General features: G+C 32.3%; 20 protein-coding genes and 1 other RNA gene. 12 read left to right on the forward strand and 9 right to left on the reverse strand.

Annotated features, from left to right (window positions below):
* Positions 1–62: 62 nt before the first annotated feature.
* Together HRU50_RS11230 and HRU50_RS11235 are read right to left on the reverse strand one after the other, a co-directional pair.
* Positions 63–2552: a carboxypeptidase-like regulatory domain-containing protein gene (locus HRU50_RS11230; protein ID WP_296351180.1), complete on the reverse strand. Its 2490-nt coding sequence runs from the start codon at positions 2550–2552 to the stop codon at positions 63–65.
* Positions 2553–2563: 11 nt separating this feature from the next.
* Positions 2564–4252 (reverse strand): M23 family metallopeptidase, encoded by a 1689-nt coding sequence (locus tag HRU50_RS11235; RefSeq protein ID WP_296351181.1) that lies wholly within the window; start codon positions 4250–4252, stop codon positions 2564–2566.
* A 178-nt stretch (positions 4253–4430) separates the two neighbouring features.
* Here HRU50_RS11235 and HRU50_RS11240 point away from each other — a divergent pair, with 178 nt between their 5' ends.
* The 4 genes from HRU50_RS11240 (at position 4431) to rny (ending at position 6843) form a co-directional block, all read left to right on the forward strand.
* Positions 4431–4721 carry a hypothetical protein gene (locus HRU50_RS11240; RefSeq protein WP_296351182.1) on the forward strand — a complete coding sequence of 97 codons (291 nt, stop codon included), beginning with the start codon at positions 4431–4433 and terminating at the stop codon, positions 4719–4721.
* Positions 4722–4740: 19 nt separating this feature from the next.
* Entirely contained in the window at positions 4741–5028 is a 288-nt protein-coding gene (locus tag HRU50_RS11245; RefSeq protein WP_296351183.1) for a cell division protein ZapA, read from the forward strand.
* A 62-nt stretch (positions 5029–5090) separates the two neighbouring features.
* A non-coding RNA gene (ssrS, locus tag HRU50_RS11250) (6S RNA) lies at positions 5091–5210 on the forward strand.
* A 55-nt stretch (positions 5211–5265) separates the two neighbouring features.
* Positions 5266–6843: a ribonuclease Y gene (gene rny, locus HRU50_RS11255; RefSeq protein WP_296351184.1), complete on the forward strand. Its 1578-nt coding sequence runs from the start codon at positions 5266–5268 to the stop codon at positions 6841–6843.
* 89 nt (positions 6844–6932) lie between these two features.
* Here rny and xerD read toward each other — a convergent pair whose 3' ends face one another.
* Positions 6933–7841, reverse strand: coding sequence for a site-specific tyrosine recombinase XerD (xerD, locus tag HRU50_RS11260; RefSeq protein WP_296351185.1), 909 nt, complete (start codon positions 7839–7841; stop codon positions 6933–6935).
* Positions 7842–8057: 216 nt separating this feature from the next.
* On the opposite strand from xerD, the gene HRU50_RS11265 reads away from it, so the two are divergent.
* The 4 genes from HRU50_RS11265 (at position 8058) to HRU50_RS11280 (ending at position 10434) form a co-directional block, all read left to right on the forward strand.
* Positions 8058–8582, forward strand: a complete 525-nt coding sequence (locus tag HRU50_RS11265; RefSeq protein ID WP_296351186.1) for a hypothetical protein — start codon at positions 8058–8060, stop codon at positions 8580–8582.
* 197 nt (positions 8583–8779) lie between these two features.
* A complete protein-coding gene (locus HRU50_RS11270) occupies positions 8780–9376 on the forward strand; it encodes a porin family protein (protein ID WP_296351187.1) in 597 nt (198 codons plus the stop codon).
* A 65-nt stretch (positions 9377–9441) separates the two neighbouring features.
* A complete protein-coding gene (aroQ, locus tag HRU50_RS11275) occupies positions 9442–9858 on the forward strand; it encodes a type II 3-dehydroquinate dehydratase (protein ID WP_296351188.1) in 417 nt (138 codons plus the stop codon).
* Positions 9859–9954: 96 nt separating this feature from the next.
* The gene (locus tag HRU50_RS11280) at positions 9955–10434 is read left to right on the forward strand and encodes a hypothetical protein (RefSeq protein ID WP_296351189.1); all 480 of its coding nucleotides are present in this window, start codon (positions 9955–9957) and stop codon (positions 10432–10434) included.
* Positions 10435–10484: 50 nt separating this feature from the next.
* Here the strand turns inward: HRU50_RS11280 and lpdA are convergent, their stop codons facing one another.
* The 6 genes from lpdA to msrB all read right to left on the reverse strand — a co-directional run bounded on the left by lpdA (position 10485) and on the right by msrB (position 16718).
* Positions 10485–11861, reverse strand: coding sequence for a dihydrolipoyl dehydrogenase (gene lpdA / locus HRU50_RS11285; RefSeq protein ID WP_296351190.1), 1377 nt, complete (start codon positions 11859–11861; stop codon positions 10485–10487).
* Positions 11862–11986: 125 nt separating this feature from the next.
* A complete protein-coding gene (locus HRU50_RS11290) occupies positions 11987–12346 on the reverse strand; it encodes a response regulator (RefSeq protein ID WP_296351191.1) in 360 nt (119 codons plus the stop codon).
* A 10-nt stretch (positions 12347–12356) separates the two neighbouring features.
* The gene (locus tag HRU50_RS11295; RefSeq protein WP_296351192.1) at positions 12357–13712 is read right to left on the reverse strand and encodes an ATP-binding protein; all 1356 of its coding nucleotides are present in this window, start codon (positions 13710–13712) and stop codon (positions 12357–12359) included.
* 245 nt (positions 13713–13957) lie between these two features.
* Positions 13958–15460, reverse strand: a complete 1503-nt coding sequence (locus HRU50_RS11300; RefSeq protein WP_296351193.1) for an ATP-binding protein — start codon at positions 15458–15460, stop codon at positions 13958–13960.
* A 71-nt stretch (positions 15461–15531) separates the two neighbouring features.
* Positions 15532–16086: a DUF1572 family protein gene (locus HRU50_RS11305; protein WP_296351194.1), complete on the reverse strand. Its 555-nt coding sequence runs from the start codon at positions 16084–16086 to the stop codon at positions 15532–15534.
* Between the two features lie 83 nt (positions 16087–16169).
* Positions 16170–16718, reverse strand: a complete 549-nt coding sequence (gene msrB, locus HRU50_RS11310; protein ID WP_296351195.1) for a peptide-methionine (R)-S-oxide reductase MsrB — start codon at positions 16716–16718, stop codon at positions 16170–16172.
* Between the two features lie 172 nt (positions 16719–16890).
* Between msrB and glgA the strand changes: the two genes are divergently transcribed.
* The 4 genes from glgA to HRU50_RS11330 all read left to right on the forward strand — a co-directional run bounded on the left by glgA (position 16891) and on the right by HRU50_RS11330 (position 23067).
* Positions 16891–18096: a glycogen synthase gene (gene glgA / locus HRU50_RS11315; protein WP_296351196.1), complete on the forward strand. Its 1206-nt coding sequence runs from the start codon at positions 16891–16893 to the stop codon at positions 18094–18096.
* A gap of 2 nt (positions 18097–18098) precedes the next feature.
* Complete coding sequence (locus tag HRU50_RS11320) at positions 18099–19367, forward strand: glucose-1-phosphate adenylyltransferase (RefSeq protein WP_296351197.1); 1269 nt, start codon at positions 18099–18101, stop codon at positions 19365–19367.
* 129 nt (positions 19368–19496) lie between these two features.
* Positions 19497–21434 (forward strand): alpha-1,4-glucan--maltose-1-phosphate maltosyltransferase, encoded by a 1938-nt coding sequence (locus tag HRU50_RS11325; protein WP_296351198.1) that lies wholly within the window; start codon positions 19497–19499, stop codon positions 21432–21434.
* A 1-nt stretch (position 21435) separates the two neighbouring features.
* Positions 21436–23067: a trehalose synthase gene (locus HRU50_RS11330; RefSeq protein WP_296351199.1), complete on the forward strand. Its 1632-nt coding sequence runs from the start codon at positions 21436–21438 to the stop codon at positions 23065–23067.
* Positions 23068–23074 lie beyond the last annotated feature (7 nt).

Raw genomic sequence — 23074 nt, forward strand, 5'->3', positions numbered from 1 at the left:
AGAAAGAACTTTCAAAGTAAAAATAAGAGCTGAAAATAGTGTTAAACTTTCAATCTACTATTCTATAATTTAGCAGATAACCTAACATTGAATACTCTTGGTGTTAAAAAGTTAGGTATTGCAAATTGACGTTTATTGTAGACATCTCTAACCCATGTGTTAGTTATTGAATTTTGGTTATTGAACATGTTGTAGATTTCAAACCCAATAGAGAATTCTCTAAATAGCTTTTTCCAATTTGCCTTATAAGTTTTAGAAGGATTAACAAGTTCCAAAGAAATACCCAAATCTGCACGTCTATAATCTCTTAACCGTATTTGAAAATCATAAGGATCTGCATAACTTGGTGAGCCACCAGGTACGCCAGTATTGTAGACCAAATTTAAATACATTTTTAAATCTGGCATATTTGGTACATAATCTTGAAACAGTGCACCAAACTTAAGCCGTTGGTCTGTTGGTCTGGCTATATAACCTCTATTATTTATATTTTCTTCGGTCTTAAGATATCCGAAACTGAACCATGATTCTGTACCGGGTACAAATTCGCCATTAAGGCGCATGTCTAATCCATATGCATAGGCTTTGGCACTATTATCCGCACGATATCTTATTCTAACATTTTCTAAGGTATATGGATTGACATCGCTTAAACCTTTATAATAAGCCTCCGTAACAAGTTTAAATGGTCTATCCCACATTTTGAAACTATATTCGTTACCCACAACAACATGAAATGATTTTTGTGCTTTAACGTTTGGTCTCACTATACCAGATGAATCTCTCAACTCTCTGTAAAATGGTGGTTGATAATATAAACCTCCAGAAACTCTAAATAACATATCCTTTTCCCAATCTGGTTTAATTGCAAATTGAGCTCTTGGACTAAAAACAGTTTGTGTAGAAGAGGTGACACCTTCTTCATTTAATACATCTGCTTCGGCTACATTTACGGTCCAGTTATGTATTCTTACACCAGCATTATAAAATACCTCATTATTTCCCCATTCTGTGCGTTTACTATATTGGGCAAAGGCTTGAAGTCTATCAATCTTTACATTATTTGTATTTCTAATATTTTCAAAAGCAGTTAAAGGACCTTCAAATGCATTATAAGGTTGGTCATTTGGAAGGCTTAAGTTTGGCGGTCTTATTGAAAACCCTGCTGAATCAATAATTTCATATTCAACCAAGCGGTCTCTTATATCTTCATGTGTATATTTTACAGACCATTCTAGCGTACTTTCATCATCGATTTTATAATCACCTCTGTGCTCAGCATTCACTATTAATGCGTCCAAATTATTACGTGCATGGATAAGTTGAGAACCTATACCTTCGCTAAATTCTACTTCACCTAAATCGTCGTCTCCAATATTAGTGTTTACTTCACCAAGTCTGTATTGCGCTAGGATATCAAAATACTCTTGTTCAGTAGTGTGATATGCTGAACCAATAAGTTTTAAGGTTAAGTCTTCATTTACAAAGTAATTGGCCTTAAATGCACCAAAATAAGTTTGGTATTCATCCTCTTCATTACCTTCATAAAACACTAATAAAGCCACAGGATCTTGCAGCGTTCCAAAGTTAGTCTGTCGGTTTTGAGGTTGAAACTTGTATCTGTTCAATGAGATGTTTCCAAGAAAGTTTAAATGAAATTTGTCAGAAAATCTGTAGGTTAAATACGTTTGAGCATCAGCAAAAACTGGTTCAACATTTCCTTCGGTTTCGAGATTATTTAATACTAAACTATTATCTCTATATCGCACACCAGCTATTCCAGAGAACTTTCCATCTTTAGAAACGGTTTCTGCAGCTAAACTTCCGCCTAAAAGGCTCATGTCGGTTCTTACACCGAAGTCTACAGGATTTCTATAAGTGATATCTAATACAGAAGATAACTTATCTCCATATTTTGCTTGAAAACCACCTGACGAAAAATCTACATTTTGTACTAAATCTGTATTAACAAAGCTCAGTCCTTCTTGATTACCAGATCGTATTAAAAATGGTCGATAGACTTCTATTTCATTTACGTAGACTAAATTTTCATCAAAGTTTCCACCTCTTACAGAATATTGAGTACTTAATTCATTAGAAATATTGACACCTGGTAAGGTTTTTAAAATATTTTCAACCCCAGGTTGAGCACCTTTAATGGTTCTCAAGGTTTTTGGCGCCACTGAAATTACACCATCAACTTTTTGACGCGTATTATTGGTAATAACGACTTCAGCGATTTGCTCTACTTCAATCTTCATTACCGGATTGAATTCTAGCTCTTGCCCATTTTTTAGTTTAAACTTTTGTACAATACGGCTATGACCTACATGCGTATACTCAATTGTTATCTCAATATCTGCCGGTATTTTGAGTTCATAAAACCCATTTTTATTGGTAATTGTACCATCACCATTAGACGCTTTTATATTAACGTCTTCTATTGGGTTGTTCAGCTCATCTAAAATGACACCTCTTATTGTTGCGGTCTGAGAATAGGTGAGTGTACAAAAGAATAATCCGAATAGGAATAAAAGAAATAAGCGTTTCAAAGAGTAATATTTTATTTTCTAAAAAATGTTGCTTCAAATGTAGAACTATTTCCAACATTATCAGTAACTATTATTTTTAATTCATTCTTAGTGTCTTTAACGATATTATCATTAAAATCGTGTACAAGCAGTTTTGTTTTATAATCATACTCCATTAAGATCCACTTGCCATTAACTGTGGCCCTATATTTACTAATACCAGAAATGTCATCGTCTATTCTAACTGATAGGTAACGGTATTTGCTTAACCACTTTTTATCTTTAAAATTAACTGGTGTAATTGTTGGTGTAACAGTGTCCATTGCCAAAGTATAAGTGCCAAATACTTTAGTTTTTGCGGTTAGAGTATTACCTTTTCGTTTTGTGCTTACGTATAACGGATTTTTGTAAAACCTATATACTCTCCCAATAAAAAGCTTATCTAAATGTTCTGACTTGTAATTACTTAAATCATAATTAATGTAAAAATTTTTTTGAAGAGGTATGTTGTCCTTATGAAGAAATAAAGTGTCTGAGTTGACTTTAAAATCTATGTATTCGTCGTCATAAACAGTATTTTCATAAAAGTTAACCTTAATATGACCTTCTTCAAGAGTTGTAGATTGATTATTGTAAACTAATGTTTTATCAGAAAGATCAATGTACTCTTTTTCTTTTGGGTTAGAGTATTTACCTTCAATAGGTACATTTACCCAAGTTTCATTACCATTATAATCTCTAACGCGAATTCTATAGACTGAAGAAGTGCTATCTTCAACCCTAACATAGCCATTGTCAAAAGCATCTTTGTACAGACTTAATGGATTGTTAGGCTCTATAAATAACTTTTGAATTCTAGACTTTTTAGACTTAAAATATTCATAATCAATCAGGCGCTTTATATGTTTTGTTTCGTCAAAACTGAAACGTTTAAAGTCTATTTCTAAACTCTTGTTGCCGTTAAAAAAAGATTGAATATTACTAACACCATTTTTATTTGCTGCTAAATCTTGTCGGTCGTAGGTGGTAACACCAAAACCTATATTACCAAATGCACTTAATTTTTCAACATCATAATCACCATCTTTTTTAGGGATTAACCGAAGTTTTACACGACTGTTATTGCCGTTTATAGTTGATTTATCGTCTTTTGGATAGGCATAAACACCTAAAACAAAAGGTCGTTTAGTGTCTTTAACACCAATACCAAAAAGCATAGGGTTTAATGGTCTTTCTTGATTGTCTCTTATTTCGAAATGTAAATGAGGTCCACCAGAACCACCAGTATTACCAGAATAAGCAATAATTTCATCAGTCTCAATTGGCAATTCATTAGAGTTAGGGAAAACCTCTACCTCATAACTTTCCTTATCATATTGGCACTCTTTTATATATGCTTCTAAACGTTTAGAGAATTTTTGGAGATGGCCATAAACTGTCGTGTAGCCATTAGGATGCGTAATGTAAAGTGCTTTTCCATATCCATAGTGTGAAATTTTTATGCGACTCACATAACCTTTAGCTGAGGCATAAACTTTAAGTCCTTCACGTTGTTGTGTTTTTATGTCTAAACCACCATGAAAATGCGAAGATCTTAACTCACCAAAAGTTCCTGAAAGTACAGGAGTAATATCTAATGGATTTCTAAAATAATCTTGAGGGTATTCGGATTGCGCATAAGTAGTTAATGAAATTAAAAATAGAAGGAGCGTTTTTTTCATATGTTATTCTGTTGAAGCTAAAATATTAATTTGCTATAGATAAACAAACGCAAATCGTGCAATAATTCTTATAAATACTTCATCTTAATTGCATTACAAAACTTAAAAATAATTGTAAAAGAATTGTGTTTTTTCAAATGGTATGTTAACTTTGTTTCATTAGTATTGAATTACTTTAATGAGTAAAATAGAACAAATTGTTGATGCTCTTGAGAATAAAATCAGTAAGATTTTGCACAAGCAAGAGGTTTTAAAACAAACAAATCAAAGGCTGTCAGAACAGTTAGAGCAACAACAACAAAAACTTTTGGAGCAGCAAGAAGAAATTGCTTCATGGGTAGAAAAGTATGATACACTCAAAATTGCGAATTCAATGCTAGGTAGTGACGAAAATAAACGAGAAACAAAGCTCAAAATAAATACACTTATTCGAGAAATTGACCATTGCATTGCTCAACTTTCAGAATAAAGTTGTAAATTTAGACTAGATGTCAGATCATTTAAAGATTAAACTTTCAATTGCAAATAGGGTATATCCTTTGACGATAAACCCACACCAAGAAGAAGGTCTGAGAAAGGCGGCGAAGAAAATAGAAGCAATGATCGGTCAATTTGAGCAAAATTACTCTGTAAGAGATAAACAAGATGTTTTAGCCATGTGTGCTTTGCAGTTTGCAACTCAAGTAGAGCAAAAAAATATAGATAAAGATTATGTAAATGAGGAAGTTCAACAAAAGTTAGAAGCTTTAAATGAACTTTTAAATGAGCATATATAAGCTCGTACGTTCTTTAAAAAATACTAAAGGTTACTGCCTACATTAGTTACATTTTTTGATAAACTCAACGTTAATTCTTTAAAAAGGGTGAGTTTGAATTGTAAAAGCATGCTGCTAATACGAAAGTATTTGGGCAGATCCTTGATCAGTTTGTTAGCCCTAAACTTGTTTTTAAGGAGTTTATACAAAATCCAGAACTGATGTAGGCTTTTTTATATACTAAACTAAATAACAATCATGGATACCAACACAATACTATACATAGTAGGCGCAGTTGTTTTAGGCCTTGTTATTGGTTTTGTAATTGCTAAATCCTTAGAAAAAGGTAAAGCTTCAAAACTAATTTCAGATGCAGAAAACGAGTCTAAATCGATATTAAAACAAGCTAAAAAAGATGCTGAGGCATTAAAGAAGGATAAAATACTTCAAGCTAAAGAAAAATTTATAGAGTTAAAGGCTGAGCACGAAAAAGTAATTCTGTCTCGTGACAAAAAAATGGCAGAAGTTGAGAAGCGCATTAGAGATAAAGAATCTCAAGTGTCTAACGAGTTATCTAAAGCCAAAAAATCAAATCAATCTCTAGAAGATAAAAAGAAGGATTACGATTTCAGATTAGAGTTTTTAGACAAGAAACAAGATGAAATAGAAAAGGCTCACAAAAATCAAATAAAGCAATTAGAGGTGATTTCTCAATTGTCAGCTGAAGAAGCAAAGGAACAGTTAGTGGAGTCTTTAAAAGAGGAAGCTAAGACTGATGCTATGGCTTTTATTCAAGATAGAGTAGAAGAAGCGAAACTTACAGCTCAACAAGAAGCTAAAAAAATAATTATTAACACCATTCAACGTATAGGTACAGAAGAAGCGATAGACAATTGTGTATCAGTATTTAATATAGAATCTGATGATGTTAAGGGTAGAATTATTGGTAGAGAGGGAAGAAATATTAGAGCTATTGAAGCAGCAACTGGAGTTGAAATTATTGTTGATGATACACCAGAAGCTATAATTTTATCTTGTTTTGATTCTGTAAGACGTGAAATTGCAAGGTTATCATTACATAAATTGGTTACTGATGGCAGAATTCACCCTGCAAGAATTGAAGAAGTTGTAAGAAAGACTAAAAAGCAAATTGAACAAGAAATAATAGAAGTTGGTAAACGCACTGTTATAGATCTTGGCATTCATGGATTGCATCCAGAATTAATAAAGATGGTTGGTCGTATGAAGTACCGTTCTTCTTATGGGCAAAACTTATTACAACACTCTAGGGAAGTTGCTAAGCTTTGTGGTGTAATGGCTGCAGAATTAGGACTCAATCCGAAATTAGCAAAACGTGCAGGTTTACTTCATGATATTGGTAAAGTGCCTTCTTCAGAAACAGATATAGAAACACCACATGCTATCTTAGGTATGCAATGGACTGAAAAATATGGTGAGAAAAAAGATGTTTGTAATGCCATTGGTGCTCACCATGATGAAATTGAAATGACAACACTATTGTCTCCAATTATTCAGGTATGTGATGCCATTTCTGGTGCGAGACCAGGCGCAAGACGTCAGGTCTTAGATTCTTACATACAAAGATTAAAAGATCTAGAAGATGTAGCATTTGGTTTTAATGGTGTAAAGAAAGCTTACGCTATTCAAGCAGGTAGAGAATTACGTGTTATTGTAGAAAGTGAAAAAGTATCTGATGATAAGGCGGCGAGTTTATCATTTGAAATCTCTCAGAAAATACAGACTGATATGACGTATCCTGGACAAGTAAAGGTGACGGTAATTAGAGAAACAAGAGCAGTAAATATTGCCAAATAAACAATAAAAATAATCTTTTTAAAGAGGTAAAGATTTAACTAACTCGAATATGTAGAAAAGAGTGTTCAATGATATATTGGGCGCTCTTTTCATTTTCTGGGATGGTATTTATTAAGCACATCACTAAGATGAGATCTGTCAACATGCATATAGATTTCTGTTGTTGTTATACTTTCATGACCTAACATCATTTGAATAGCACGTAAGTCAGCACCATTTTCTAATAAATGTGTGGCAAATGAATGTCTAAAGGTATGAGGTGAAACCGTTTTGTTAATACCTGATTTTTCTACTAACTTTTTAATGATAGTAAAAATCATAGCGCGTGTTAACTTATTGCCTTTGTAGTTTAAGAATAAAATATCTTTAGAATTAGTATGTACTTCTATATGTGCTCTTATGGAGCACCAAATGTTTATATACTTCTGAGTTGTTTCTCCAATTGGCACAAAACGTTCTTTATTACCTTTGCCGGTAACTTTAATAAAACCTTCATCAAAAAATAGATCAGATATTTTTAGTTCTATTAATTCAGAAACACGCAAACCACAACTGTACAGCGTTTCAATAATTGCTCTATTGCGTTCTCCTAGATTTGTACCATTGTACTGATAACTTAGATCTATATGACTAATTAATGTATCTATGTCTTCAACAGATAGTGTGTCGGGTAGTTTCCTGCCAATTTTTGGGGATTCAATGAGATCCATAGGATTAGACTCTCTATAATTTTCGAAGACCAAATAGTCAAAGAAATTACGAAGTCCAGAAATAATTCTTGCTTGCGACCTAGGATTTACTGATTTAGAAATGTTATAGACAAACTGCTTTACTGTGTCATTTGAAATAGAAAGCGGAGTTGTTTTCTCATCACTCTTATCTAAATATTTAATTAGTTTTTTAATATCATAAGCATAATTTTCAATGGAATTGTCAGACAATCCTCTTTCAATCTTTAAATAGTGCTGATAATCTTTAAGTGCAGTTTGCCATTTCATACCTAAAAATAGTAAAATGGTGCTTTTTAGAAATCATTTGAGTTCTTAAATCTTAATTTTCTCTTAAAAAATGTGAATAAACTAAATTTTAAAAACTTGTTTTACAAATACTTAGTGTTTTTTGTTTATGGAATTGTTAATAACTATACCCAAATATTTCTTTTTCTGCGAAATAAGGTGTTAATTTGCTATGATCAATTTTAAAACTTAAAAATTATGAAAAAATTATTTTTTGCTGCGTTAGCAGTTTTTACTTTTGCTAACATTAATGCTCAGGATGAAGGTGGTAGTGCTACTTCTGAGGGTACTTTGTTAATTGAAGCTAATACAGGTAACGCTATGTTGGGTACAACAGGTGTTTATTTTACTTCTTCTGATGGTGAATCTACCTATAATATAGGTTTTGATGGAGGATACTTCATTATGGATGATTTAGCTATTAAAGCCGGTTTAGGATACGGCGGCGGAAGTGAAGATTTTGTAGCTAGTGTATTATCTTATCGTTTAGGTGCTAAATACTATGTTAATTCTCAGTTTCCTATCGGAATCGATGTAACTGGTGCAAGTATTGAAGATGCAGATCAAAATCCATTATGGTTAGGTCTACAAGGAGGATATGCTTGGTTTGTTGCTGATAATGTAGCCATCGAACCTGGCCTAAGATACAATCTTTCTTTAAACGAAGATTTCACTGATGAAGGAGTATTACAATTTAATATTGGCTTTACATTATTTTTGTAATTATAACTGAAACAATAATATTTAAAAAAGAGCCTCTTGAAGGCTCTTTTTTTGTTTTAGAAATATTTTCTTTAAAACATTTAAAGCTTATTAATTTAAAGAGATCTGAAAATATCTCTTTTTTTTGTGAATATCATACAGGAAATTATATTTAAAGTTTATACCTTTAATCCTCAACAAAAATTAAAATATAACAAATGAAAAAATTATTTCTTTTAGCAATTTTTACTGTTTTTGGGTTAAGTATAACTAACGCACAATCAGATTCGGGGGATTTTACAATTGCCCCCCAAATTGGTTTAAACTTATCAAATTATACTAGTTCAGAGAATCTATCAAATAAAATACGAACTGCATTTAATATTGGTGTTGTAGGTGAATACTATTTTAGTGATAGATGGAGTCTTAGAACAGGTTTGTTTTATGATTCTAAAGGAAGTGAAATTGCTTCGAATGTTATAGAAAAACTAAATTATTTAACTATACCAATCCATGCAAATTGGCATTTTGGATCTAATAGAAATTGGTTTTTAAACTTTGGGCCAACGGCAGGTATATTGCTTAGCGCTAAGGGAGATTATCCTGATGGTGAAGTAGATATTAAGGATGCAATTGAAAGTACCTTGGATTTAGGTTTAGGATTGGGTATTGGGTATAAATTTGAGATTTCGGAGGGTACTGAGTTATTTATACATTACCAGGGATATAATGGTTTTATTGACTTAGTTGACGCAAACATAAGCTTATTTAATGCGACCTCAGCTTTCAATGTAGGTGTTATTTTTCAACCATAATAGGTTCCATTATAAACTTAAAAAGAGCTAGTTAATAACTAGCTCTTTTTTTTTAACTTTACTAAATGAAGAAACTCATAATTATCAACGGTCCTAATCTTAATCTATTAGGAAAACGTGAACCCGAAATTTATGGTGGAGAAACTTTTGATAGTTTTTTAGAGAAAATACAATCAAAATATGTAAACGTACAAATAGACTATTTTCAATCAAATATTGAAGGAGAGCTTATAAACAAGATCCAGGAGGTTGGATTTTCTTATGATGGTATTGTACTAAATGCTGCCGCTTATACACATACTTCAGTAGGCATTGGAGACGCTATTAAAGCAATTGAAACTCCAGTTGTTGAAGTACATATTTCTAATACGTTTGCTAGAGAAGCATTTAGACATCAATCTTACATATCACCTAATGCCAAAGGTGTTATTTTAGGTTTTGGTTTGCAAAGTTACATTTTAGCTATAGAAAGTTTTCTTTAGTTACTTTTTCATCTAAACGTGTGAGTAGTTCAAAATTCAACTTAAAGCAATAAATGTGATTGTTTTTTAGTTTAACTTAATGATAAACACTAACCCATGAAAACATACCGCCATTTACTAATTCTTTTTTTTGCCACTTTTTTGATTACAAACTTGAATGCTCAAGAATTTGGAATTAAAGGTGGGCTTAATATTACTTTCTTTAAAGTTGTAGAAGGAGATTTTGGCACCAATCCAGATACTGAAACTGGTGTTTATGGTGGGATTTTTGCAGTTTTTGAATTTGAAAATAATTTTCATCTGCAACCCGAATTGATATACGCTGGAGTAGGTGAGTTGAATTTTGTAAACGTACCTATTTACGTAAAATACGATGCTACAGATACTTTTCATGTACTTGTAGGACCAAGTTTAAACTACTTCTTTGATTTGTTTGCGAATAATTTTAAGGTGCGTGCAGATTTGAGTTTTGAATATGATTTTAGTCCAGATCTCAATGTGCATATGAAATATACCTTTGGGTTGGAAGAGCTATCACCCAATATATTATTCATAGGATTGGGATATAGATTATAAAAAAAGCGCTTTATTAAGTAAAGCGCTTTTTATTCAATTTAGTTATCTATTTATAGATGAATCACTTCATCATACGCATCTGCAACAGCTTCCATTACGGCTTCGCTCATTGTAGGATGAGGATGTACTGCTTTTAATACTTCATGACCTGTAGTCTCTAATTTACGGCCTAAAACAGCTTCAGCAATCATGTCAGTAACACCTGCACCAATCATATGGCAACCTAACCATTCACCATATTTAGCATCAAAAATTACTTTAACAAATCCATCTTTGTTACCACCAGCGCTTGCTTTACCTGATGCTGAGAATGGGAATTTACCAACTTTAATATCATAGCCTTGGTCTTTTGCTTGAGCTTCAGTTAAACCTACACTAGCAACTTCCGGTGAACAATATGTACATCCTGGAATGTTTCCATAATCTAAGGCCTCTACATGCATACCAGCTATTTTTTCTACACAAAGGATGCCTTCAGCAGAAGCAACGTGAGCTAAAGCTTGACCAGGTGTTACATCACCAATAGCATAATAGCCTGGAATATTAGTTTGGTAATAATCGTTCACTAAAATTTTGTCTCTATCTACGGCAATGCCTACATCTTCTAAACCAATATTTTCGATGTTAGATTTTATACCTACTGCAGATAATACAATATCTGCTTCTAAAATTTCTTCACCTTTCTTGGTTTTTACTGTAGCTTTTACACCAGTTCCTGATGTATCAACTGAAGTTACTTCAGCTGAAGTTTTAATTTTTATACCAGACTTCTTAAAACTACGCTCTAATTGTTTAGAAACTTCATCATCCTCAACCGGTACAATTTTTGGCATATATTCTACGATTGTAACTTCTGTACCCATCGAATTGTAGAAATAAGCAAATTCTACACCAATAGCACCAGAACCTACAACAATCATCTTCTTAGGTTGCTTTTCTAGTGTCATGGCTTTTCTATAACCAATGACTTTTTTTCCATCTTGTGGTAAGCTTGGTAATTCTCGTGAGCGTGCACCAGTTGCAATTATAATATGATCGGCAGAGTATTCAGTTCCTTCAACATCTACTTTTTTTCCTGGCTTTATTTTACCGTATCCTTCAATAACATCAATCTTATTTTTTTTCATTAAGAATTTGACACCATTACTCATTCCGTCAGCAACACCTCGGCTACGTTTTACAACTGCATCAAAGTCATGCTCGGCATCCTTAACTTTAAGTCCATAGTCACTTGCGTGTTTAAGATATTCAAAAACCTGAGCAGATTTTAATAAAGCTTTAGTTGGGATACAACCCCAATTTAGGCAAACACCACCTAAACTTTCTTTTTCTACAATTGCCGTTTTAAAGCCTAATTGGGAGGCTCTAATTGCTGTAACATATCCACCTGGACCACTTCCAAGTACAATTATATCATATTTACTCATGGGAAAATTTTTGTCTGAATTTTGAGGGTACGAATTTACGAAACCAAAATGGATTTATAAAAAATATAAGACATTTGTGACTTTAATTTTATCACATTAATTCAAATTTTTTGCAGGCCCCATTATTAGCTTAATATCGTGGATTTTATATCCTCCCTATTGTATGGTTTCTGAAAATACTTTGAAATGGTTTTGTTATCTATAGCTTCTCTTATCTCTGCAGTGATATCAAACCCTGATAATAAATAGAATAACTTATCTGGATAAAGACTTTTCGCTTCATTTATAAATTCTAAACCACTCATTTTTGGCATTCTATAGTCACTTATGATGTGGGTAACATCTGAAAATTCTTTTAGTTTATCTAATCCATCTATACCATCTTCAGCAAATCTTATATCGAAGTAGTCTCTAAAATTAAACTCAAAAATTCTTCTATTAAGTGTTTCGTCGTCTATGTAGAGTACTTTTACCTTTTCTTTCATGATTAATCGGTTAGTTAGAATTAGGAAATTTTAAAGTAACAGTAGTGCCTTTTTGTAATTCAGAATCAAAGGTAAGAAATCCGTTGTGTTCTTGCACTATTGAATATGAAATTGATAAACCAAGACCAGTTCCTTCACCAGGGTCTTTAGTTGTAAAAAAAGGGTCAGTAATTAGCTCGAGGTTCTTTTTGCTAATGCCTTGACCATTATCTTCTATATTAATTACAATAAATCCATCTTCATTAATGGTTGAAATATTAATAATGCCACTTTCATCAATTGCTTGTATGGCATTTCTCAAAATATTATTAAAGACTTGATGCAGTCTTCCATTGTTTCCCAATATTTTGAAGTCTGTTGCTTTGTAGGCTTTAGAAATATCTACCTTATACTTGTATTGATTACTTAGTATGGTCAAGCAATTATCAATGATATTATGGATATTACACATTTCATCAAAGCTTTCATTAGTTCTGCTGAATTGATTCAGTCCGTCAACAATATTTTTAGTTTTATCCAATCCAACTTTAATACTTTCTAATAAAAAAGTGATGTCCTCATTTTTTAGGTTATTATTACTGTAATAATCATTAAGTCCGACGTAAGCACCTTTTATGTAGTTTAAAGGATTGTTGATTTCGTGCGCAATTCCGGCAGTTAAAACACCTAAAGAAGCCATCTTATAAGTTTGCACAAGCTTAGTTTGTGCCTGTTTTAGGTTTTTTAATGTTTCCTCGAGTTCTTTATTCTTACTGTTAATGATTTCATTTTGCTCGCTCAGCATAGAATTAGTGTTCTTTAGGTCTAAATATGCACTTTTTAGATTTTGAGTTTGCTGCTCTACTAATTTCTCAAGATTTTCCTTATGAGATTCAAGCTCTATTGCTATTTCCTCTCTTTTTCTAACCTCTTTAAATGCACTTTTTACCGCTAAATCATTAATATCAAAAACTGCATAAACTGCAACTGAAGCAAAGGATAAAGATAAAAATGCATCAAAAAAGGTGTCAAACAGCAAATCAGCCTTTATATTACTATATTCTAAGAGCGTGATTTTAGCAAAAAGTAAAACCAACATTAATATATTGATTATCCAGAAATAAAATACTTTGTTTTTATTTTGAATTATCAATGGTAGCATTGTTAATGCTGTAAGCATGTAAAAAAAGGTATTTAGCCTTGACAAAGACGGTATTGTAGCACCAAGAAATATTATGCCCCATAATATTGAGGATCCACCATAAAAGATGATGTTACCAGTTAATTTTAAGCGCTTTTTATATAAGCAAAAGAGTGATGTCCAAAACACAGCATGAATCAAACCAATGCAAATAAGAATTGGTAATTGATAATCTATGTCTGGCAAAATATATGATTGATATAATGTGCTTAGTAGCGCGATTAAAGTACCTATTAATCCTACAATTACAAGGTAATATATAAAACAGGCACGGCGTTGAGTAATTTCGTCCCCTTTGGGGTAGAGTTTAAGTATCTTTTTTTTACTAAAAATAGATTGACGCATAGGAAGTTAAGATACTAGTTTTTAGAGAAAAATTCAAATTTTCTTAAGAGGAAAACTATGTGTTCGGCTGCCTCAAACTTAATAATTTAACTGCTAACAATAGAGATAGGTAGTTTAATAGTAACAGTTGTTCCTTGGAATTCTTTAGATTTAAATTGAATAGTTCCTTTCAAATCATTGATTATTGAGTATGAAATGCTTAATCCAAGTCCAGTACCTTTACCTGGTGGTTTTGTTGTGAAAAATGGATCTGTAATTTTATCGATTTGCTCTTTTTTTATGCCATGTCCATTATCAGTAATCTTAATAACTAACTGTTCACCTTTATTTTGAGTGGTGATTTTTATTTCACCATTTTCTGAAATGGCATCAAGAGCATTAGTTAATATATTATGGAAAACTTGATGAAACCTACCGTTATTTCCTGTTACGTTAAAATGATTAGCTTTAAATTCTTTAGTGATTTCTGCTTTGTATTTTATTTGCGTATTTAAAATCGCAATGCAATTGTTAAGAATACTATGAATATCACATGTCTCGTTATTATCAACATTGGTTCTACTGAATTGATTTAAACCATCAACTATATTTTTTGTTTTTTCTAGTCCTGTTTTAATACTTTCTAGCAAAAACTCAATTTCAGCTTCATTTTGATTGTCTTTGTTTTTAAAATAATCTTCAAGTCCTAAATAGGCTCCGTTAATATAGTTCAGTGGATTATTTATTTCGTGGGCTACACCAGCAGTTAAGACACCTAAAGATGCCATTTTATCACTTTGAACTAAGCGTGCTTGAGTATTTTTTAAATTGATTAATGTATTTTCTAATTCGATATTTTTTAACCTCAATTCGTTATTCCCTTTTTTAATATCAGAAAAAGCATTTTTAAGATCTATGGTTTGTTCTTCAATAAGAACTTCTAAATTAGATTTATGAAATCTTAATTCCTCAGCAATTTCCTCTCTTTTTGCTATTTCTTTCGCTGAAGAATCTAAGGCCATTTCGTTTAAGGTATAAACAGCATACATCGCTAAAGACCCAAAGGTCATAGATAAAAAAGCATCAATAAAGGTGTCGTAAAGAAGTACTGGATCCATTAGGTCACTTTCAAAAAAGTATATTTTTACATAAAGCAAACAAAGCATTACGATATTAAAAAACCAAAAAAGAAAAATCTTCTTTTTCGTTTCAATAATTAACGGTAAAAGTGTTAAGGATATTAAAATAAAGAAGTAAGTATTAAGTCTAGATAGTGGTACAGTACCACCAATCAAAATGGTTCCCCAAAGTATAGAAGTACATCCATAAAAAACTAGATTACCTGCTATTAAAAGATTTCCTTTTAAAAAATAAAAGAGGGTAATTATGAAGACAACATTGATTAGTAAAATACTAAGAATAATTGGAAGCTGAATATCAAAATTGGGTAAACTATAACTCTGAAAAATTGTACTTATCAAGGCAGCAGCAGACGCAAAAAAACCAAAAATAATAAGGTAAAAACTAAAATGAGCTCGTTTTAAAGTAATGGCATCTGTATTACCATAAACTTTAAGCACCTTTTTGTTTTGAAATAAGATTGAATCCATCTCGTTAAGATAATCAATTTATAATTTGTTATTAATAGTTTGGATCTAAATTGTTAAAGGTCTTTGTTTAATTACATGTCCTCGGTAAAATGCTTTCTTTGTTTGACTTGATTAAATTTATCAGAATTATATTCTGAGGATTTACCTTTGGGTATTGATAAGGATTGCCATCTTTCACCTTTGATAAGTTTACCAATAAAAGTAATTTGACCAACATGATACGCATAGTGCATCATTTGTCTGTTGATGCCTTCTGTAATTGTGTGACCTTGATTCCTTATATAAATTATGTCTTCTAATTGATTAGAATGAAGTGGTTGTAATGCATTAAAAAGACAATCCCATCCTTTTTGCCAATACTCCAATAGTTCTTCTTTTGTTTCAAATGACTCAATAAATTCTTCATCTCTATGGCGCCATTCCTTTTCACCATCTTCAGTTAAAAAGTTTGTCCATCGACTTAGCATATTTCCTGCCATGTGTTTAACTATTATTGAAATGGAGTTAGAATCATTACTAAACTCTTTTTTTAATTCATCAATATTTAATAGATGTATCGTTTTATCACCAAGGCTTTTGTAATATTCAAATTGCTTTATAACACTATCTAGGTAAGAGTTTGTCATTTGTTTTTAATTATAGTGAAATACGGCATTATAAATTCACGCGAAATATATTTGTGGTTTATAATGCCTAAGTTTAAAATGAACTAGTCATCAGTAACAATTTTATTGTCGTTTTTTTTATTCCATTTTTTAACAATTTCTGGTAGTTCTTCACCTTCAGCAACAAAAATAAGAGATGCAGAATTCATACAATATCTCAATCCTGTTGGTTCTGGCCCATCATTAAAAACATGGCCTAGATGAGAGCCACTTCCACTATCTATAACTTCAGTTCTCGCCATACCGTGGCTTCTATCTGCTACCTCAATGACAGCGTCTTCACTTATTGGTTTATAAAAACTCGGCCAACCTGTACCAGATCTATACTTATGTTCTGAGCTAAAAAGGGGTTGACCTGTCGCTGCAGAATAATAGGTTCCTTTCTTTTTGTTGTCCCAATATTCGCCGGTAAAAGCACGTTCTGTTCCTGCTTTTCTTAAAACATAATATTGTTTGTCGGAAAGTTGTTCTTTCCATTCTTTTTCAGTTTTTGTCACCGGAAAAGAATCTTGTGCTTTTGTTTGTTCTTTTTGCGCATTAGAATTGCAACCAAACACTACACTAATTAACGTAAGTAATAAAATCTTTTTCATAAGTTAAAAATACAAATTTTGATTAAGGTTTGAATAGTAATTATGAACAAAACCTTACGAAATTGTTATACATTATTTTTATGTTTAGGATTATAGTTTTTTTAGCTATCTTCATGCTCCGAGTCAATATTTTACAATACTTAACGGAACTATTTAGCTATTACTGATTTATATGAAAGCATTATTTTTTACAAGAGAATTTCCACCTTATGTCTATGGCGGTGCAGGAGTGCATGTAGAGTATTTAGCAGCTGAACTTTCTAAATTAATGAATATTGAAGTTAGGGCTTTTGGCGACCAAGATGTAAATGAAGACAATCTTAGAGTTAAAGGTTTCCCTTTTGAAAATTCTAATTTTGATAATGCAGACGATAAATTAAAAGCTGTATTTAAAACATTAAGTACAGGTTTAAGTATGAATGCTGAAATCATAGATGCAGATGTAGTGCATTGTCATACGTGGTATTCTCATTTTGCTGGCATTATGGCAAAACTATGTTATGGTACACCACTTGTATTAACAACACATTCTTTAGAACCTTTAAGGCCTTGGAAACGCGAACAACTTGGTCGTGGTTATGATGCTTCATCGTGGATAGAAAAAACAGCAATTGAAATGGCAGATTGTCTTATTGCGGTTTCTGAAGAAACTAAAGAAGATGTTTTAAAGTATTTTGATGTTGATGAGAGTAAAATTGAAGTGGTTTATAATGGCATCGATTTAGATCAATACGTAGTTGTGAATGAAACTGAGGTTTTAGATAGATACGGCATTGATAAAACCAAGCCATATGTGTTGTTTGTTGGTAGAATAACACGCCAAAAAGGAATTATTCATTTAGTGAACGCCATAAAATACATAGACAAAGACACTCAAATTGTGTTATGTGCGGGCGCACCAGATACAAAAGAAATTGCAGCTGAAATGGAAGCTGCTGTAGCAAAAGCTACAGAAACTAGAGATAATATTTTCTGGATAGATGTCATGCTAGATAAAAAAGATGTCATTCAGTTGTATTCTCATGCAGATGTATTTTGTTGTCCTTCAATCTATGAACCATTTGGTATAATTAATATTGAAGCAATGGCATGCGAAACTGCGGTTGTTGCAAGTGCTGTTGGTGGTATTAAGGAAGTTGTTGTAGAGGGCGAAACCGGACTTTTAATAGAAGTAGAACAGCAAACTGAAGCACCTTTTGAACCTGTTGACCCAGATAAGTTTTCGAGAGATTTAGCTGAAGGTGTTAACAAAGTGATTAATGATAAAGCATTAAGACTAAAAATGTCAAAAAATGGAAGACAACGTGTCCAAGAGTTTTTTGATTGGAAAGCGATTGCAAAACAAACTCAAGATATTTACAAATCTATAATTAGCTAAAAATGATTAACGACAAAGTTCTAAGTATCATCTTAGGAGGAGGACAAGGATCTAGATTATATCCACTTACAAAAGATAGGTCTAAGCCAGCAGTACCAATTGCTGGTAAATACAGATTGGTAGACATTCCAATATCTAACTGTATTAATTCAAATATAAAAAGAATGTACGTGTTAACACAGTTTAACTCAGCCTCTCTAAACAGGCATATTAAAAACACCTATCATTTTAGCTTCTTTAGTTCGGCTTTTGTAGATGTGTTGGCAGCGGAGCAGACCATTCATAGTGATAAGTGGTTTCAAGGTACAGCAGATGCAGTAAGACAAAGTATGCACCATTTTTTACAGCACGATTTTGAATATGCATTAATTTTATCTGGTGACCAGTTGTATCAAATGGATTTTAACGAAATGATTGAAGCGCATGAGAAGAGTGGTGCTGAAATTTCAATTGCTACACAACCTGTCAATGCAAAAGAAGCCACAGCCTTTGGGATTTTAAAAACAGATAAAGAAAATTTTATTTCATCGTTTATTGAAAAACCTGAAGCTTCACTATTACAAGACTGGACATCTCCAGTGAGTGAAGACATGGTAAAAGAAGGTCGTCATTATTTAGCGTCAATGGGTATCTATATCTTCAATAGAGATTTGTTAGTAGAATTGATGGAAGAACCAGATAAGATAGACTTTGGCAAAGAAATCATTCCAGACGCTATTAAAAATCATAAAACTTTAAGCTACCAATTTGAAGGTTATTGGACAGATATAGGAAATATAGATAGTTTCTTTGAAGCCAATCTTGGACTAACTGATGAAATACCAAAGTTTAATTTGTTTGACAATAATAGACGTATTTACACTAATGCAAGGATTTTACCAACATCTAAAATATCAGGCACCTTATTAGACAGAACTGTTATTGCGGAAGGTTGTATTGTACATGCTGCAAAAATTGAGCGTTCAGTTATTGGCATTCGTTCTCGTATTGGTGCAGAATCTACTGTTATTAAATGTTACATGATGGGCTCCGATAGATATGAATCCTTAGAAGAAGTTGAAAATAATAACATAAAGATTTTTACAGGTATTGGTGAACGTTGTTTTATTAAAAACGTCATTTTAGATAAAAACTGTCGTATCGGTGACGATGTGCGTATTAATGGTGGACCGCATTTAGCAGATGTAGAAACTGATAATTACATGGTCAAAGATGGAATTGTTGTTGTTAAAAAAGATGCTGTAATTCCTTCAGGTACCATAATACAATAGTTGCCTAAATTCATAATTGTTAAAAAGTTATCCAATTCAAACGTTGTAGTGTTTTCTTCAAAATAGATAATCTTTTTTATGAGGATATTCTATGTTAACTTCGCACTGTTTAAATAATTAACTAAAACTATGCTAAACCAAAAACGAGTAGTTATTGATTATGTTTCACCTCAAATTAATGGTGGTGAATTTTATATTAAGAGAGTTGTAAACGAAGTTGTAAATATTGACGCTAACGTACTTGTTGATGGTCACGATGTTATCGCGGCTTCAGTATTATATAAACATGAAAAAGCTAAAAAATGGAATGAAGTTAGAATGCATCATGTTGGTAATGACGAGTGGAAAACTTCATTTGTAGTTGAAAAGCAAGGTTTTTATAGCTATAAAGTGCAAGGTTGGGTAGATGATGGTTTAAACTGGCAGCATGGTATAGAAAGAAAGATTGATGATAACCAACATGTCAATTCAGAATTGCTTGAAGGTGCATTATATCTAGAACCAATTCTGAAGAAAGCATCTAAAGAAGAAAAAGATTATTTAAACTATTGTATTGACGCTTTTAGAGACGAAGCAAAATATGATGCAGCAATAAAAGAAGCCATTAGCGCAGAACTTCATGATTTATTTGTTAAATACCCAGAAAAGCATTTGGCAAATGAAACTAAAGAGCTTCAAGTATATGTAGATAGAAAGAAAGCAAGATTTAGTACTTGGTATGAGTTCTTTCCGCGTTCTGCTTCAGAAGAAAAAGGAAAACATGGCACATTTAAAGATTGCGAGCGTTTGTTACCAAGAGTCGCTCAAATGGGCTTTGATACCTTATATTTTCCACCTGTACATCCAATAGGTTACGTTAATAGAAAAGGAAAAAACAATACCACTGAAGCTTTTGAAGACGATTGTGGTTCTGCTTGGGGAATAGGTTCACCAGAAGGCGGACACAAAGACATTCACCCAAAACTAGGTACGGTTGAAGATTTTAAAGAGTTAGTACAAAAAGCTAAAGATTTAGGTATTGAAGTTGCCATGGATTATGCCTTGCAAGCTGCTCCAGACCATCCATGGGTTAAAGACCATCCAGATTGGTTTAAATGGAGACCAGACGGAACAGTGCAGTACGCCGAGAATCCACCAAAAAAATATCAAGATATCTTACCAATTTATTGGGAAAGCAAGGACTATAAAAACCTTTGGAAAGAGTGTTTAAATACCTTATTGTATTGGGTAGATTGTGGTGTTAATGTATTTAGAGTAGATAATCCACACACAAAACCGTATTATTTCTGGAATTGGGTAATGACAGAGGTAAAGAAAAAGCATCCAGATGTTATTTTCTTAGCAGAAGCATTTACAAAGCCAAAAGTAATGCAGCAATTGGCTAAGCAAGGTTATTCGCAGTCATATACATACTTTACTTGGAGAAACTCTAAGCATGAGTTGATTGAGTATATGAATGATTTAACCCAAACTGACCAGCGCGAATATATGCAACCTAACTTCTGGCCAAACACGCCAGATATTAATCCTTATCATTTACAAGGCGCTAATGAGTCAAAGTACATACAACGATATGCTTTAGCAGCAACTTTAAGTTCGAGTATTGGTATTTACGGACCTGTTTTTGAGCAGCAGATAGATGAAGCTATTCCTGGTAAAGAGGAATATTACATGTCTGAGAAGTTCGAAGTAAAACACTACGATTGGTTTATAGAAAATAAGCTAACATTATTGATTACCAAGCTAAATAATATTCGTCATCAAAACGAAGCCTTACAGCAAACTAACAATATTAAATTCTGCGATGTTCATAATGATAATCTGTTAGCATTCTACAAATGGAATGAAGATAAAACCAATGAGTTGTTGATTATCATCAGTTTAGACCAATATTATTCTCAAAGTGGAAGTGTACAATTACCAATGGCAGAATTAGATGTGCATCATGGACAACGTGTGCAATTAGAAGATTTAGTAACGTCGAGCTCATACAATTGGCATGACGAATGGAACTATGTAGAACTGCACCCAACATTACCATTTCACATATTCAAAATAACGAAGTAATATGGCTAAAAAAGAGACCAAACCAACAAAGCTTCAACCACCATATAATTTTAATAATAAATGGGAGGAATTATTAGAGAATGAGGCTTTCATTAAAGTTTTTTTGTCTGATGTATTAGAAAAATACATTGTAAAACAACGTTGGTATGGTGGTAAATCTAGTAAGTTAAAATATATAGAGCTTTCGGAATATTTTAAACTTCAAAATAATGAAGAAGTCTATTACGGTTTAATTTTAGAAGTTAATTTTTACGAAGCATTCTTTCAACATTACTTCTTACCGATTGCTTTTGTTTCAGACGAAAGTTTTGCAAAAGATGATCGGATACTACCTATAAGCATACAAGACCAAGAAGGTTTTATCATCGATGCTGTTAACCTTGACGCATTCAGACGTGTTGTTTTTGAGCGTATAAGAACAGCAGTACCAAACGATACAACAAGAGTACAATATTACAAAAGTCACCTATTTACAGAGCAAGTTTATGAATCTTCAAGATTTATGGGCTTAGAGCAGAGTAATACTTCAATTATTTATAACGATAAGTATGTGTTAAAGTTCTTTAGACGCATCTACGCAGATAGAAATCCAGATTACGAAATGAGTCGTTTTTTGTCTGAAAAGAAAGCATTTAAAAACACACCAGGTTATTTAGGAAGTATTCAAATTAAAGATCATGAAAATGTCAATATTACTATTGGTCTTATGCAAGAATTGGTGCCAAATGAGGGTGACGCCTTTGAATACTTTAAGAGTGAAATTCATAAGGTGTTCCATAATATTGATGACAAGAAAATTAATATAAAAACCTTGCCATTAGCTGAACGTTTTGAACGTTTAGGCATTAGCGATATACCACCACAAATTATTGATTGGGTAGGTTTAAATTTATTTATGAAGGTTCAAAAGCTTGCCATGCGTACGGCAGAAATGCATATTGCTTTGGGTTCTGAGTTTGAAGATACAGCCTTTACACCAACACGATTTAATGGTGATTATACGGTTTGGTTAAAGAATAGATTGTTATATCAATTTCAAAATAGACTGAATTCAGTTGAAAATAATCTACATAAGTTAGATGGTTTGGCCTTAGAACTCGCCAATGAGTTTCTAGAAAAGAAAAATGAAGTAAGAAAGCGTTTTGTTAATTTTGATTGGACGAAACTCAAAGGTGAACGACTTCGTGTACATGGAGATTACCATTTAGGACAAGTCCTCGTAAAAGATGATGACTTTTACATCTTAGATTTTGAAGGTGAACCAGAGAGCACCATTAGAGATAGAAAAGTAAAACAACCACCATTAAAAGATGTGGCAGGTTTATTTAGATCATTTCATTATGCTATTTATGCTACAATCTTTAATAATGGTGACAGTTATTCATTAAGTCAAGAAGAATTATTTGAGGCAGGTGAAATATTATATCGCTATCTTAAAAGTGTGTTTTTAGGAACATATGTTGTAGAAATACAAAACGCAAATATTAATATAGGTTACCAACAAGAACGTGTCTTTCTTTTAAAATACGCAATGCTAGAAAAGGCAGTTTATGAGTTGGGTTACGAACTTAATTCTCGCCCGAGATGGGCTGTTATACCATTAAAAGGTATCTCAAATATTATTAACGATTAATTTATTT

Origin of the sequence: Winogradskyella sp., assembly GCF_013213835.1 — a bacterium.
Taxonomy (GTDB): Bacteria; Bacteroidota; Bacteroidia; order Flavobacteriales; family Flavobacteriaceae; genus Winogradskyella.